The sequence below is a fragment of the Vibrio ichthyoenteri ATCC 700023 genome, from assembly GCF_000222605.1.
GTDB classification, from domain to species: domain Bacteria; phylum Pseudomonadota; class Gammaproteobacteria; order Enterobacterales; family Vibrionaceae; genus Vibrio; species Vibrio ichthyoenteri.
The window spans coordinates 62213-77498 of record NZ_AFWF01000202.1 but is presented as its reverse complement, the minus strand read 5'-3'; the positions used below and the strand labels follow the sequence as shown (position 1 = coordinate 77498).

At 42.1% G+C, this 15286-nt stretch carries 14 protein-coding genes; 3 read left to right on the top strand and 11 right to left on the bottom strand.

The window, feature by feature from the left end; genetic code table 11:
• Positions 1–156: 156 nt before the first annotated feature.
• Entirely contained in the window at positions 157–810 is a 654-nt protein-coding gene (locus RH85_RS14675) for an HNH endonuclease (RefSeq protein ID WP_006713485.1), read from the top strand.
• Positions 811–917: 107 nt separating this feature from the next.
• Here the strand turns inward: RH85_RS14675 and groL are convergent, their stop codons facing one another.
• The 6 genes from groL to murB form a co-directional block, all read right to left on the bottom strand.
• Positions 918–2564: a chaperonin GroEL gene (gene groL / locus RH85_RS14670; RefSeq protein ID WP_006713484.1), complete on the bottom strand. Its 1647-nt coding sequence runs from the start codon at positions 2562–2564 to the stop codon at positions 918–920.
• 197 nt (positions 2565–2761) lie between these two features.
• Positions 2762–3052 (bottom strand): co-chaperone GroES, encoded by a 291-nt coding sequence (locus RH85_RS14665; protein ID WP_006713483.1) that lies wholly within the window; start codon positions 3050–3052, stop codon positions 2762–2764.
• Positions 3053–3244: 192 nt separating this feature from the next.
• Entirely contained in the window at positions 3245–4045 is an 801-nt protein-coding gene (locus tag RH85_RS14655; protein WP_006713481.1) for a Wzz/FepE/Etk N-terminal domain-containing protein, read from the bottom strand.
• A gap of 96 nt (positions 4046–4141) precedes the next feature.
• Entirely contained in the window at positions 4142–4492 is a 351-nt protein-coding gene (locus tag RH85_RS14650) for a DUF3135 domain-containing protein (protein WP_039949116.1), read from the bottom strand.
• 155 nt (positions 4493–4647) lie between these two features.
• Positions 4648–5616: a bifunctional biotin--[acetyl-CoA-carboxylase] ligase/biotin operon repressor BirA gene (birA, locus tag RH85_RS14645; protein ID WP_006713479.1), complete on the bottom strand. Its 969-nt coding sequence runs from the start codon at positions 5614–5616 to the stop codon at positions 4648–4650.
• The gene (murB, locus tag RH85_RS14640; protein WP_006713478.1) at positions 5613–6674 is read right to left on the bottom strand and encodes a UDP-N-acetylmuramate dehydrogenase; all 1062 of its coding nucleotides are present in this window, start codon (positions 6672–6674) and stop codon (positions 5613–5615) included. Before murB ends, birA begins: the two co-directional genes overlap by 4 nt.
• Positions 6675–6747: 73 nt before the next feature.
• On the opposite strand from murB, the gene RH85_RS14635 reads away from it, so the two are divergent.
• Both RH85_RS14635 and pssA read left to right on the top strand, forming a co-directional pair.
• Positions 6748–7182, top strand: a complete 435-nt coding sequence (locus RH85_RS14635) for a GNAT family N-acetyltransferase (protein WP_006713477.1) — start codon at positions 6748–6750, stop codon at positions 7180–7182.
• Between the two features lie 104 nt (positions 7183–7286).
• On the top strand, positions 7287–8627 hold the full coding sequence (gene pssA, locus RH85_RS14630) for a CDP-diacylglycerol--serine O-phosphatidyltransferase (protein ID WP_006713476.1): 1341 nt from the start codon (positions 7287–7289) through the stop codon (positions 8625–8627).
• A gap of 53 nt (positions 8628–8680) precedes the next feature.
• Here the strand turns inward: pssA and RH85_RS14625 are convergent, their stop codons facing one another.
• From RH85_RS14625 to asnB, 5 genes are all read right to left on the bottom strand, one after another.
• Positions 8681–10618 carry a polysaccharide biosynthesis protein gene (locus RH85_RS14625; protein WP_039949106.1) on the bottom strand — a complete coding sequence of 646 codons (1938 nt, stop codon included), beginning with the start codon at positions 10616–10618 and terminating at the stop codon, positions 8681–8683.
• Positions 10619–10697: 79 nt separating this feature from the next.
• On the bottom strand, positions 10698–11246 hold the full coding sequence (locus tag RH85_RS14620) for a sugar transferase (protein WP_006713474.1): 549 nt from the start codon (positions 11244–11246) through the stop codon (positions 10698–10700).
• Positions 11243–12211 (bottom strand): UDP-glucose 4-epimerase family protein, encoded by a 969-nt coding sequence (locus RH85_RS14615; protein WP_006713473.1) that lies wholly within the window; start codon positions 12209–12211, stop codon positions 11243–11245. The genes RH85_RS14620 and RH85_RS14615 overlap by 4 nt, the downstream gene beginning before the upstream one ends.
• Complete coding sequence (locus tag RH85_RS14610; protein ID WP_006713472.1) at positions 12211–13347, bottom strand: glycosyltransferase family 4 protein; 1137 nt, start codon at positions 13345–13347, stop codon at positions 12211–12213. The genes RH85_RS14615 and RH85_RS14610 overlap by 1 nt, the downstream gene beginning before the upstream one ends.
• Entirely contained in the window at positions 13344–15275 is a 1932-nt protein-coding gene (asnB, locus tag RH85_RS14605) for an asparagine synthase (glutamine-hydrolyzing) (RefSeq protein WP_039949105.1), read from the bottom strand. Before asnB ends, RH85_RS14610 begins: the two co-directional genes overlap by 4 nt.
• Positions 15276–15286: the final 11 nt, after the last annotated feature.

Sequence of the window (15286 nt, the reverse complement as noted above, 5' to 3'; positions counted from 1 at the left end):
TATATCTCTATATATATGTGCGTATTAATAAACTGAAATTACAATGTTGCAATGTCGCACTGGCTTGAAAGCCTTATAGGTAAAGGGATTATCATCAAATGCTCTGTAACATTCGTTTTTTGGAGTGTAGCAGGACGTAGCAAATGGAGATTGCACATGACAAGATTGAAGCGTGGCTATGGTAGCCATAAAAGAAATATTCAAATAGTCGATATCGACAATCACATCACAGCCAAGATTGGCATAGGTCAAAATCAAACGACATTGATAAGCCTATGTGATATTGACATCCTCCAAGAACATGGATTCTATGCGCACAAACGCAAAGATGGAAAGTACGTGGCTCGTAGTAACAAAAACGGGGCATACCTCCACCGCTTACTGATGAACCCCGACGACGAGCAAGAAGTTGATCATGTTGACGCTAACCCGCTAAACAACACCAGAGGCAATCTGCGTCGTTGCACCACTAGGCAGAACAACCTAGCTAAGAAAAACCCAAAGCTCAAAGGGTTCAGCGGCATTCACAAGAATAAATGGGGATGGTATCAAGCCTTTGATGGCGAGGGTAAGAAGCATGGTCGATATAATTCAGCTTCTGAGGCTGCAAAAGCTAGAGATGAGCTGATGCTAGATGCTTACTTTCACAGTTATTCAGGAGAGGAACTGCATACGTATAGCTTTATTGACTGGAACTTCGACTATCCCGAACGAGCCAATGAGTCAGAGGACTATCTGTTTGATGAAATTCAAGAGGCACAATGGCGCTCTGGGCAACTATTACAAGAAAAAGGGTGGAACTGTCATTAAAAAAGGGATGCCAGAGTCTTCAAACTGGCATCCCTCACTGTCTACATTGGTGTCTACGCGTATTTTTAAGTTATTGTTTATTAATAACTTAAATTGGCGCAGGTGGCTTACATCATGCCGCCCATACCACCCATGCCACCCATGCCACCCATATCAGGCATACCAGCGCTATCTTTTTGTGGTAGGTCAGTCACCATCGCTTCAGTCGTGATCATTAGACCCGCAACAGATGCTGCAAACTGAAGAGCTGAACGAGTTACTTTAGTTGGATCTAAGATACCCATCTCGATCATGTCGCCGTACTCACCCGTTGCCGCGTTGTAACCGTAGTTACCTTCACCAGCACGAACGTTGTTAGCAACCACTGATTCTTCATCACCTGCGTTCTTAGTGATTTGACGAATCGGCGCTTCCATTGCACGTAGCGCAACACGAATACCCACATTTTGCTCTTCGTTGTCACCTTCAAGACCAGCCACTTTTGATGCTGCGCGGATAAGAGCCACACCACCACCTGCAACCACACCTTCTTCAACCGCTGCGCGAGTTGCGTGTAGTGCATCTTCTACGCGGTCTTTCTTCTCTTTCATTTCAACTTCAGTTGCTGCGCCAACTTTGATTACCGCAACACCACCAGCCAATTTCGCTACGCGCTCTTGCAGTTTTTCTTTGTCGTAGTCTGAAGTTGCATCTTCAATCTGTTGACGAATTTGCGTTACGCGACCTTGGATCATCGCTTCTTCACCTGCACCATCGATGATGGTGGTGTTTTCTTTAGTGATCGCAATGCGCTTCGCTTGACCTAGGTCTTCTAGCGTTACTTTCTCAAGATCTAGACCGATTTCTTCTGAAATCACAGTACCGCCAGTTAGGATAGCGATATCTTGTAGCATGGCTTTACGACGGTCGCCAAAACCAGGTGCTTTCACAGCAGCAACTTTCACGATGCCACGCATGTTGTTTACAACTAGCGTTGCTAGCGCTTCGCCTTCTACATCTTCTGCAATGATCAGCAGTGGACGAGAAGCTTTTGCTACAGCTTCAAGCGTTGGTAGCAGTTCGCGAATGTTTGAAATTTTCTTATCAACCAATAGGATGAATGGACTTTCTAGATCCACAGAACCTGCTTCTTGGTTGTTGATGAAGTAAGGCGATAGGTAGCCGCGGTCAAACTGCATACCTTCTACTACATCTAGCTCATCTTGCAGTGCTTGGCCTTCTTCAACAGTGATGACACCATCACGACCTACTTTTTCCATCGCTTCAGCAATAATGTTACCAACAGTTGCATCTGAGTTTGCTGAGATAGTACCTACTTGAGCGATCGCTTTAGTATCGTTACATTCAACAGACAGCTCTTTAAGCTGCTCTACCGCTGCGATAACCGCTTTGTCGATACCGCGCTTAAGATCCATTGGGTTCATACCCGCAGCAACGGCTTTTAGGCCTTCAGCAATGATAGCTTGAGCAAGTACCGTTGCAGTTGTCGTACCGTCACCCGCCGCGTCATTGGCTTTAGAAGCCACTTCTTTCACCATTTGTGCGCCCATGTTTTGGAATTTGTCTTCCAATTCAATTTCACGCGCAACTGATACACCATCTTTAGTGATCACTGGTGAGCCAAATGATTTGTCTAGTACTACGTTACGGCCTTTAGGACCTAGTGTTACTTTTACCGCGTCAGCTAGAATGTTGACACCTTCTAGCATTTTAATACGTGCGTCATTACCAAATTTAACGTCTTTAGCAGCCATCTTTAGTTTCCTTTTCTAAATTCTTTCCCCGTCCTATTTGAACTTTCAGCGGTGTTGACTGGCATTCGACAATTTCATCACATAAAGAGCTATGCTCAGAAACTTGTATCTCTGGTCGCCTACCTGAAACTCCAAATCGTTTGGGGTAACTCTCTATTATTTTCAAATCTGAGCAAAAAATTACTCAATGATTGCTATTATTCAACAATTGCCATGATGTCGTTTTCAGACATGATCAACACTTCTTTACCGTCGATCTTTTCAGTTTTAGTGCCGTAGCCTTCAGCGAAGATAACCGTATCACCCACTTTTACGTCCAACGGTAACACTGTGCCGTTTTCTAGGATGCGGCCTTTGCCAACAGCTAGAATAACGCCGCGAGTTGATTTTTCCGCAGCAGAACCCGTTAATACAATGCCACCAGCCGATTTTGATTCAACTTCTTGGCGTTCTACGATAACTCGGTCATGTAATGGACGAATGTTCATCGGTCGTCTCTCCTGAAATTTTCATGTTATTTGATAATTACTTTGAAGAGGATTCAAAGCCTTGTGATAACGATATGTGGGCAAGTGCAGCAATACCAAGGGCAGAGATGGGATTTTTTTGTGAGACAGACGACAAAAAGGGCTCGAAAGAGCCCTTAGATATCATTTAGCTATGTAGCCAACCAATAAAGCTTATTCCGCTACCGGTTCTTCGCGACGAAAAGCAAAACGGATAAGCACGATAGCAACGCCCAGCATGCCGCCCAGCATAGTGCCAAGCACAACAATTAACGCGCGTTTAGGTTTGATGTGTGAGGTTGGTTTGACTGGTTGCTGAATAACTTTAATTAGCTCAGTATCCGCACTTTCCAGTATCGCTTTCTTATACAATAACTGCGCATACTTCTCAGCCAAAACATCTTGTACTTTGCCCGTTTGAGATTGTACAAGATCTTCTGTTGCCCTAATGGAGCTAGTCACTTTTCGCAGTTCATTCTGTTTAAATGCGGTATTAATATTTTCTGCATATAGTTCGACAGCGCTATAAGCTAACTCAGGAGAGTTTGCTTGCTTGGAAAGAGTAATGTTTCCTTCTCGATCCTTACCAATCGCTAACCAGTTCAGTGCTTCAGAAGACGAGTTCGAAGTTTCAATAATTTGTTGTTTTACATCGCCACTATTCAAATACGGCAATGAGGCGCTGGCCTCCTGAACAATTTGACCACCGGCATTAAAGCCGCGAGTTTCAACAAAGCTGTAAGGGTCTGCATCAATACGTAATGTAGCGTTTGATTGATAAACATTTGGCAGCTTGACTGCATAGACTGTCGCAAGAATGGCACAAATAGCGGTCAACGCGATCACAATCCATTTCCCTTGCCAAAGCGCTAAGAATAGCTCTTTAAGGTCTATTTCATCGTTTTTATAGTAAGAATTAGGAAGTGGTGGAAATGGTTCACGAGCAGTGAGGGGTTGATTGGTTTGATTGCTCACAGTAATCCCTTTTGACAACGTTGCCGAATAAATTTAATCCAGCGTAAAAGGGTATCACAAACACAATCAATCGTTTACATTTTTACTCTCGATATATTAACGCCAATCAGAAAATCGCTGAGAGATAGAAACCACATTCAGTTTATCGCCATTTATCTTGTCACTATTGGCCGCTTCCCCACCTTGCAATGAAGCTTGAAACTTTTGTACCTGTTTCATCAGCTCTTGCATTAATACTACATTGACATGGTTAGGGTTTTTGCAGTGACCGACCACGCGATCAATATGGCTTTGCTGCGCCCACAGCCTTGGCTGCATATCTTGTGAAGCTGACTGGATCATCTCTTCACACTTATCACGCTTGAGCTGCTCAAAAGCTGCTTCATCTTCTTGAGCTAATTTTACCAACTCATCAAACGACGGTAACTTCTGTACTGGTAGAGTCATATCACCCTCACCTATCTCAATCATTCCATTTAATATTGAGCCTAGTTCATATGTGAAGGTGACGCGTAATTGCAAAGTCTTATTTATGAGACAGTGCGTACAGTGTTTTGATGTGACAAATCGTATCTACCTGTCCCAACGCAACAAATCGGCCATTACAAACCTCGTAAAGAAATTTCTCCGCCGATGTAGGTTTCTAATCCTTGTGCGGTTTCAATCAACACTGCGCCTTGCTCATTAATTCCGCGCGAGATACCGACTATTTCACGATCTCCCATAATGAGCTTAATATCGCGGTCTAAAAAATTATCAAGTCGATTCCAACGCTCGACAAAACCATTCATGCCTGTGATTTCGTATTCCGTCAGCGCACTTTGTAAGGTGCTAATTAATGTTGCCGCCAGCTGGTTTCGCTCAATGACGCCTTCCGTCACGTCAGACAAGCAGGTCCATGGTTGAGTGATATCTTGAGTCACACCGCTAGACTGATTGGCCATCATCAGGTTCATACCCATACCGATCACAAGGTGCGCAGCTGCGCCGGCTTGACCTGACATTTCGACCAAAATACCGGCCAATTTTTTGTCTTGATAGTAAAGGTCATTCGGCCATTTCAGCTTGATACCATCGATACCTAACTTCTCTAAAGCCTCAACAATCGCCACACCAACCACTAAACTGAGCCCCATAGCGCCCGCCATGCCTGCCTCTAAACGCCAATATATCGAAAGATAGAGATTGATACCAAATGGTGATACCCACTCACGACCGCGACGTCCACGTCCTTTGGATTGATATTCGGCTAGGCACACAGCGCCTGACTCAAGGCTATTAATACGATCTAATAAATACTGATTGGTCGAATCAATGACTGGAATTAACTCGATTGGCGAATCAAGCTGCGACTGGAGCCACTCTTGGTTAAGCAATTGCATCGGTTCCGCTAGCTTGTAGCCCTTACCTTGCACGCTAAAAATATCCACACCCCATGCTTGGATACCTTTGACATGCTTGCTTACCGCCGCTCGTGAGATCCCCAACATTTCCCCCAGTGCTTCACCTGAGTGAAAGCTGCCGTCAGCCAACTGATTTAAAATGGTCAGCTTGATTGCATGCTCTTTCATGACGCAGCACCTTGTACAAGTGAGCCTCTTAGCTCAACCAAATTGGTTTCATGCTGCGCGCCCATAAAACGCACTTCATGTTCCAGCTCAACGGCATATTTTCGCCAAACGGTTTGACGAATATGGTCAGCTAATAAGATCACATCTTGCGCCGTTGCTTGATGCTTATTCACGAGTACTAGCGCTTGGTTTGGATGTACTTGGGCGCCGCCTTGCTCAAAGCCTTTTAAACCGCACTGATCAATAAGCCAGCCTGCCGCCAATTTAATCCCTTCATCAACCTGAAAAGCGACGACATCAGGGAAAGCGGCCAACAGCGTTTGATATTGCTCTTGATTAATCACTGGGTTTTTAAAAAAGCTACCGGCATTTCCCGTCACAGCCGGGTTTGGCAATTTTTCATTGCGCACCGCGCAGACTTGGTCAAAAATTTGTTGTGCAGTGACGGTTTCAGCGGAAAAGGCTCTTAATGGCCCATATTCAATCTGTGCTAGCCATGCTTTATCAAGCTTGATGCCAACCGCAATGATGATTACTTTTTCAAACAGTTGACGCTTGAAGATGGAATCTCGGTAGCCAAACTCACACTCATCTGCTGGGATACGGCGAATGGTAAAGCCATCAAGCTCCAACACATCCACATATTCACAAACATCTTTCAGCTCTTTGCCATAAGCGCCGATATTTTGAATCGGGGCCGAACCGACACAGCCGGGAATTAATGCTAGATTTTCTAATCCTGCATAACCTTGCTCAACCGACCATTTTACAAAGTTTGGCCAATCCTCACCACCAGCAACATGCAAATGCCAAGCAGAATCAGATTCCACTACTTCTATACCTTGTAAGCGATTGATCATTACCACGCCAGAAAAATGCTCCGTAAAAAGCATATTACTGCCCTTACCCAACATCAATTTTGGCAATGTCGACCATGATGGATTTTGGTATATCTGCTGAATATCTTCCACTGAGGAAACTTCAACAAGTACCTCACACGATTGCTCAATGGCAAAAGTATGATGTGGACGTAGACTGGCATTCATTTGTATTTGCATGGGATTCGTTTGCATCAGGCAAGTTAAGTCATTTACACTGCCGCCATTCTACATAGATATCGGTGGATAGAGAATGAATGAGCTAAGAATAGAAACGCTTGACCCCATAAAACTGCCACTGGTGTCGCGTTTATACAAAGCCCACTACCCTTCTGGTAAAGCAAAAAAGAACGAACAGACCATCGTCGCTTACCATCAACAACAATTGATTGGTGTGGTGCGCTTTAGACCGATTGAACAATATCAATTACTCACTGGCATGTTGGTCATTCCCGAACAGCGTGGTAAAAACATCGGCCATGCGTTATTACTGCACTGCCAACAATCAATTTGCAATGACAACACCTATTGCTTTGCCTATCCGCACCTTGAAGCTTTCTATCAACAGCATGGCTTTGCCACTGTAGAGCAATCTATCCTTCCTGCATGTTTAAAGCAGCTATTTGAACGCTACACTGGCAGTGGCAAAGCACTCATTCCGATGCATTATCAAACGGTTTTGTTATGAAGTCTGCGTCATGACTAGTACTTGTTTGGTGAGATTTGCTAATATTCACCATCAGCTTGTTTGGCCGACGCTTTTGTCGCCACTTTTGAGGTTACTCGTTCACTATGATTGCTAATAGGTATTCTTTGCAGCATCTCCCAACTATCGCCCAAGATCCTGCTCAGTTTGAGGTTCTCTACGCGGCGCAGGATTTTCGTACCCGCTTAATTCAAGCGATTCGTGAAGCCAGTAAGCGTATTTACTTGGTCGCACTGTATTTAGAAGATGATGAGGCAGGACGAGAGATTCTAAGTGAGCTCTATCAAGCGAAGCAAAGAAATCCAGGTTTAGACATTAACGTCTGTGTGGATTGGCATCGCGCTCAACGCGGCTTAATTGGCGCAGAGGCGAGCAAAACCAACGCCTGTATGTATAAAGCGTTCTCAGAGCAATATGAACATAAGGTTCCGGTTTACGGCGTGCCTGTTCGAGGCCGTGAAGTGTTTGGCGTACTGCACCTGAAAGGTTTTATCATCGATGATACGGTGATCTACAGCGGTGCTAGCTTAAACAATATTTATCTCAATTATAACGATAAGTATCGTTTTGACCGCTACCATATGCTGACCAACCCAAGCTTAGCGGACACCATGGTCTCTTTTGTACAGAACGAAATGATTGCTCATCCAGCAGTCAATGTTCTTTCTTGCCCTAAAAAGCCAGACACTAAAGAGATTAAAACCAGTATTCGTCAACTACGCGCATCGCTGGCAAAAGCGGCTTATCAATTCGACAGCCAAGAAGTCTCGACAGAACAGGTTGCCGTTACACCATTAGTTGGGGTTGGTAAAAAGCGTAATCGCCTCAATCAAAGCATCAACCAATTGGTGGCTTTGGCGAAAGATGAAATTTTCATCTGTACGCCTTACTTCAACTTCCCACGCAGCGTGGCGAAAGAGATCAAACGCGCCATTAAACGCGGCGTGAAAGTAACGATTGTGGTGGGCGATAAAACCGCCAATGACTTTTACATCGCGCCCGAGCAAGAATTTAAAACCATTGGTGGGTTACCGTATCTTTACGAGCGCAACCTGCGCCAGTTTGCTAAAGCCAACGAAGCACATATTGCCAGCCGACAGTTATCAATCCACTTGTGGAAACATGATGCCAACAGCTTCCACTTAAAAGGTATCTGGGTGGATAAGCGTTACATGCTACTTACTGGTAATAACCTCAACCCACGCGCTTGGAAGCTCGATTTAGAAAATGCCTTATTAGTGCAAGATCACTACGATCATTTAACTGAAAAATTTGAACGTGAAGTAGAGAATATTCTACAAAATACACAACTGATTTGTACTTATAAGCAGTTGGAGAAGCTAGAAGACTACCCAGAGGTAGTGCAAAAACTAATGCGTAAGGTCACGCGAGTCAAAGCGGACCGCGTGTTGAAGCAGATACTATAGAAATAGAGCTCCAAAAGGAGCTCTATTTCTATCAGGCAAACAACTAAATTTTACTAATGTAACTTGTTAGCTTCAGAGTCAGATTCAATCTGACTCTGTTTCCAAACTAAATCACCAATACCGTCGGTTGGCTCAAAACCCGTTGGCGCTTCAAGTAATATTTGGCGAATCTTTTCATGTTCAAAGTTATGACAAGCTTCATCAAGTGCAGCAAGCAACTCTTGGTATTCAAGCATTGGTAGGAATCGTTCTTGAGCAGTCATGATTCTTTCATGAGCAGTCCCCTCAACATTATCGCCAATCAACAACTCTTCGAACAACTTCTCACCAGGGCGCAAGCCAGAAAATTTAATTTCAATATCTCCGAGCGGATTATCCTCTGACTTAACCTCTAATCCAGAGAGATTAATCAAATTCTTCGCCAAATCAGTGATCTTAACCGGTTCCCCCATATCCAAAACAAACACATCACCACCTTTACCCATAGCTCCTGCTTGGATAACAAGTTGAGCGGCTTCAGGAATAGTCATGAAGTGACGAATAATATCTGGATGAGTGACCGTAACAGGCCCCCCCAAAGCAATTTGCTTTTTAAAAACAGGGATCACTGAACCAGAAGAGCCCAATACGTTGCCAAAACGCACCATACAAACTCGAGTTCCGTTGGGCTTTGCATTTTCTTTTTCTGCTAACGCCTGTAAGCCAAGCTCAGCAACTCGCTTGGTTGTTCCCATCACATTCGTTGGGCGAACCGCTTTATCGGTCGAAATAAGGACAAAAGATTCGACTTCAGCTTCAATGGCTGCTTGAGCGGTGTAGAAAGTGCCAAAGACATTATTACGCACGCCTTCGACCACATTGAACTCAACCAAGGGTACATGTTTATAAGCAGCGGCGTGATAAACCGTTTGTACAGAAAAGCTTTTCATTACTGTTGCAAGACGGTTAATTCGCTGAACAGAACCCAGCAAAGGAATGACCTCTACTTCCAATTGTTCACTACTGACTAGCGCATTCAACTCTCTATCTATTTGATATAATGCAAACTCAGAAAGCTCAAATAGCACTAACTTCTTCGGCTTGTTTCGAACGATTTGTCGACAAAGCTCTGATCCGATCGAACCACCAGCGCCAGTCACCATAACAACCTTGTTCTTAATATTCGCTTCCATTAAAACTTGCTGAGGTGCAACCGAGTCACGACCCAATAAATCTTCAATTGCAACATCCTTAAGCTCATCAATTTTAGCTTTACCATCAACAATATCTTTCATATCAGGAACGGTAAGCACTTCGGCAGGAAGATTTACTAATGAATGTAATATCGCCTTACGTCGAGCACGAGAAGCACTAGGGATGGCAAGTAAAACTTGCTCAACCTTATGTTTACGAACCAAATATTCAGATCTTTCTAGACGACTAACCGTTAAGCCCATCAAAACAGTATTCTTTAAGGTTTCATCTTCATCGATAAAACCAACAACTTTATGGGTATCAGAATTTCTCAACGCAATCGCGAGCTGACGACCAGCAGAACCCGCACCATAGATCAGTACGGGCTTACTGCCTTTTTTATTCGCTTGTGTAACAAGTACACGAACAATTAATCGTGAGCCACCACAAAGTAAGCAAAGAAAAGCAGCATAGATAATAGGGATCGAACGAGGGATAGGTGCATCAAAATAGAACGCAAGCACCGCTACAGAAAGGGCGGATATCAAGGTGCCAATGCTAACGACAGCTAAAGCGTGGAAGGTAAGATATCTCAAAACAGCACGGTATAAACCTAGCTTTGTAAATGCAAAGATCGTTATCAACAATGTTCCGCCGATAACCAATTGAACCAAAGAGTTCCCAACAGGAACAACAGATCCGACCCGAGCCCAATAAGCGATAAAAAACGATGCTATAATAAACAGAATATCTATCGAAATACTTATCAATCGCTTATTCAAACGAGATAGATTCCAAATCAAATTTAACCTAGCCATGGCACTCTCTTTGAAATAATAAACGCCAGTATTGTACTGGCGTTTTATCTAGATGTCGCGATTCAAATCTAAATTTGAATTACCTAACAGTATCACCACTACCACTTCCAGACACCGTCATGAGAATGTATTTGAAGTAATTTTTTATCGTAATATTATCAATCATTTGCTTATCTGTTTTGGCAAGTAGTGCTGGTGTCGACATGTCGATATTTTGCACTTGCGCTAAACCTGTTATTCCAGGAAGTACGTTGTAGACACCCATAGCATCTCGTTCGGCAATGAGCTCTTCTTGATTAAACAAGTTCGGCCTTGGGCCAACTAAACTCATTTCACCTAAAAGCACATTAATCAATTGTGGCAGCTCATCAATCTTAGTTTTACGTAGAAAAGACCCAAGTTTAGTAATAGAAGCATTACTTGCTAAATGGCTAGCTACCGATTTCGTTTCCACAGACATAGTACGAAACTTAATAAGCCTAAACGGTTTTTTGTTACGCCCAACACGCTCTTGAATAAAAATCGGCGAACCTGTATCAAACAGGCCGATGATAGTCACGATAAGCAATACTGGCCATAAAAAAAGCAAACCGAAAAAGGCTGCTAGAAAATCAATTAAACGGATCATGATTTACCACTAATTTTCTTTGACTGTAGAAAGGCTTCGGCGGTTTGCTTAAAGCCCTCTTGTAGGGACTGGGGCGGCTCCCAAGCTAATGTTTCTTTCGTGTGAGTAATATCAACTTGTAAAGAGCCAGTTAATCTATCAACAATATACGACTGATTGAATACTTTACCGAACACCTTATAACACCAGACAGGTACATACATCTGCCAAGTCGGTTTACCTAATGCTTGGGCTATCTGATAAACTATTTCTGACGTGGACAGATCATGGTCATCTGATACTAAAAAGACTTGATTAGTGGCTTTGGGATGGTCGATACAAGTGATGATAAGATCAGTCAAATTCTTAACAGATACTAGACTACGTTTATTATCTCTAATACAACCAACTGGTAACGGAAAGCCTTTAGATACAAGATTCATCAATGATGCAAAATTTGCTTTAACATCAGGGCCATAAATCAGTGTTGGTCGAACTATTACAACTTCTAGACCGGTATCTTCAGCAAGCTGTAATAGTTGCTCCTCTGCTTCCGACTTTGACTTCCCATAAAAATCCGTTGGAAGTCGCTCGTCTATAGATTTAAACGGTTTGCTTAATGTAGTAGCTTCGCCATTCACTTTAATTGAACTAATAAATATAAAGCGTTTAACACCTGCAGAAACGGCTTGTCTAGCCAGATTTAACGAACCATCTGTATTCACTTCGCGAAAATCATCCAAAGGTGTATTCGATTCATCATTCATAACATGAACTCGTGCAGCACAATGGATTATAACTTCAACATCTTTAAGGGCATTTGAAAAGTCAACATATCCATTAAAGCTTGATATTAACACCTGCTTAGGAAAAGCAGGGGATGTAGTCCGAGACAAGACTGTAATGTTCTCGCAGCCTCTAGCCTTCAGAGCTTCAAAAATATTTTTACCTAAAAAACCGGTCGCACCTGTTATTAATACACCCATTAAATATCTCTAACGTTTGTTAAGCTACAATGATAAATATCCAAATGCTTTTTAATGACATCATTAATTCTAAACTCAGACTCAGCCAGTAGTCTACCATTCTGACCAAAACCTAATCTCATAACATTATTATTTACCAAAATCACAATAGCTTCTGCAAGTATTTCGATGTTGCGAGGAGGCACCAATAATCCTGTTTTCCCAACTTCGATGGCGTCTCTGCATCCAGGAACATCTGTAGTGATTACCGCCCTTCCACATGCAGCAGCTTCAATTAAGCATTTCGGTAAACCTTCTCGATATGATGGAAGGACAACTATGTTTGCTTTAGACATTGTGTTGGACACATTATAGCTATACCCCCAATGTTCAATCACGTTAGAATCAACCCATGACTTAATCTGATCAATGGTGATTGATTTGGGATTATCAGGGTCAATATCTCCAACAAGAACCATTCTCACACTTGAGCATTGCTTATGTACGAGTTCCGCAGCCTTTACAAACTCATGCACCCCTTTATCTATAAGCAATCTAGCCACTAGCATGACCACCATACCAGAGTCAGGTTCTGGATAAACAATATAATTGTCTAAGTTTACACCAGAGCCTCGAATAATAACCTCTTGATGTATGTTCACAACACCTAGCTTTGACAAAGCATCTCTATCTTCTGTATTTTGAAATATCACACAATCTGATCCAGTTAAGGCCAGCTTATACAAACCGGACACTATAAAGCGAAATATTTTAGCTTTAAAGCCGTCCGCAATAAAAACATACCCTAAACCAGAAATTGATGATATACGTTTAGAATTACCAAGAACTCTTGCAATAATATTAGCGTAAATAACTGGTTTAATTGTTACGCTATGAATAATATCAGAATTAACTTTTTTAATTACTTTAAAGAGCGCCGATAGCGTTATAAGCTCCCTAACTAGATTAGTGCCGCTCCTGGAAATTGGTAAGTCATGAACAATAATTCCAAGACTTTCAATTAGTTCACGGCTATTTGTAACAGAACAAGCTAAATGAACTTCATATCCTTCATCTAGCGCTTGAATAGCTATAGGCAACCGATGAGAAACAAAAAACCAATCTACATTAACAACAAATAAGAGTTTTTTTTTCATTTGTGATGCTTCTCATACCAAGATTGGAACATCAATATATCCCAAAGTTGGTACTGCCAATTCCGCTCTCCCTCAATGTGTTCCACCCACATCTTATCTATTACGTCCGCATCAAAAAAACCTTCAGACTGAACCCTTTCTCTATTTAAGAGTTCTGACGCCCATTCTCTGAGAGGTCCACGTAACCAACTGTCCAGGGGAACTCCAAAACCAACTTTGGGCCTTTCAATAAGCTCTCTTGGCACATGTTTAAATAAAATCTTTCGCAAACAATCTTTCGTGCTAGCACCATTTAATTTTGAGGAAAACTTCATTTGCCACGCAAATTCAAATACAGAATGATCTAAAAATGGAACTCTGGTTTCTAGAGAATTAGCCATAGCAGCTCTATCGACTTTTACGAGTATATCATCCGTCATATAAGATAAGGTGTCTAACGCCATCATCTTTAAAATTGGGTGCTCCACATTTGGAATTCGATTAGGATCTGTCAAAGCGGTTAATGGTTCACGAGCACCTAGAACTATTTCATTAGGGTTATGCCAATGAGATACCAAGCCTTTATATAATTCATCTAAGCTACGGCTACATATAACAGACGCTGCCTTATGCAATTTATCACCAAGGTTATTCATTCTAAATTGACTAGGCAATACAGCATTGAATTGATTCCAACTTTCAACGGAAACTGAAAGAAACAGTGTTGATAACATTTTCCTAATGACAAATGGAGTTTTACTCAATTTCCGCCAAAGTTTATGTGTCATTAAATAACGATTATAGCCACAAAATAATTCATCACCAGCATCTCCAGACAAGGATACTGTAACGTGCTCTTTTGCCATTTTTGATACTAAAAATGTCGGTATTTGTGAGGAGTCAGAAAAAGGCTCATCGTAAATATCAGACAATTTATCAACGACTTCCAGCGTGTCAGATGCAGATACGTATAACTCTGTATGATCGGTACCTAGATGTTCAGCGACCTTCTTTGCAAACTCAGCTTCATTATAGCCATCCTCTTTAAAACCAATTGAAAAAGTTTTGATAGGACGCTCACTCATCGATTGCATCAACGAAACAATCAAAGATGAGTCCACTCCTCCGGATAAAAAAGCACCTAGCGGGACATCTGCCATCATCTGCCTCTTAATCGCTGTTTTCAACGTTTCTTCTAACGATTCTATCGTAGTTGTGCTATCTGATAATAATGTTTCGCTCGATTCAAAAAATGCATATGGTGACCAGTATTCCTTATGCTCTACATTTCCATTTTTATAAACAGCTATTGTACCCGGCATCAATTTAAAGACACCTTCATATATAGAATATGGGGCTGGAATATAGTTATGTCTCATTAAAAGAGCGATAGAATCTCTATCTATTGACATATTAAAATCGTCATGGACTCGAAAACTTTTCAGCTCCGAACCAAAAATAAACAACTCACCTTGCTTAGAATAATATAAAGGCTTCTCTCCAAATCTATCTCTTGCTATTAAAAGCTCTTTATTTTTTCTATCCCATAATGCGATGGCAAACATGCCAATAGCTTTTTTTAGAGTTGCTTCTAGCCCCCAAAGCTCAATACTAGCTAAAAGAGTTTCTGTATCAGAGTGCCCCTTCCAGTGGACGTTAGCACTAGACTCAGCCTCGACTTCAAGTCTTATGTCATTATGATTATATATTTCCCCATTAAACGCTATCACATACCTGCCACTCATTGACTCCATAGGTTGATGCCCTGCAGGTGATAAGTCCAATATTGCCAAGCGTCTATGCGAGAATCCTATTCTATCTTTTTTACAACTCCAAATCCCTGCACTATCAGGGCCTCTAGTATATATCGCATTTCCCATTCTAGATAAAAGCTCATCCGCATTAGAAGGAAAATTGTTGAGATAAACAAACCCAGAAAAACCACACACTTAATTCACCA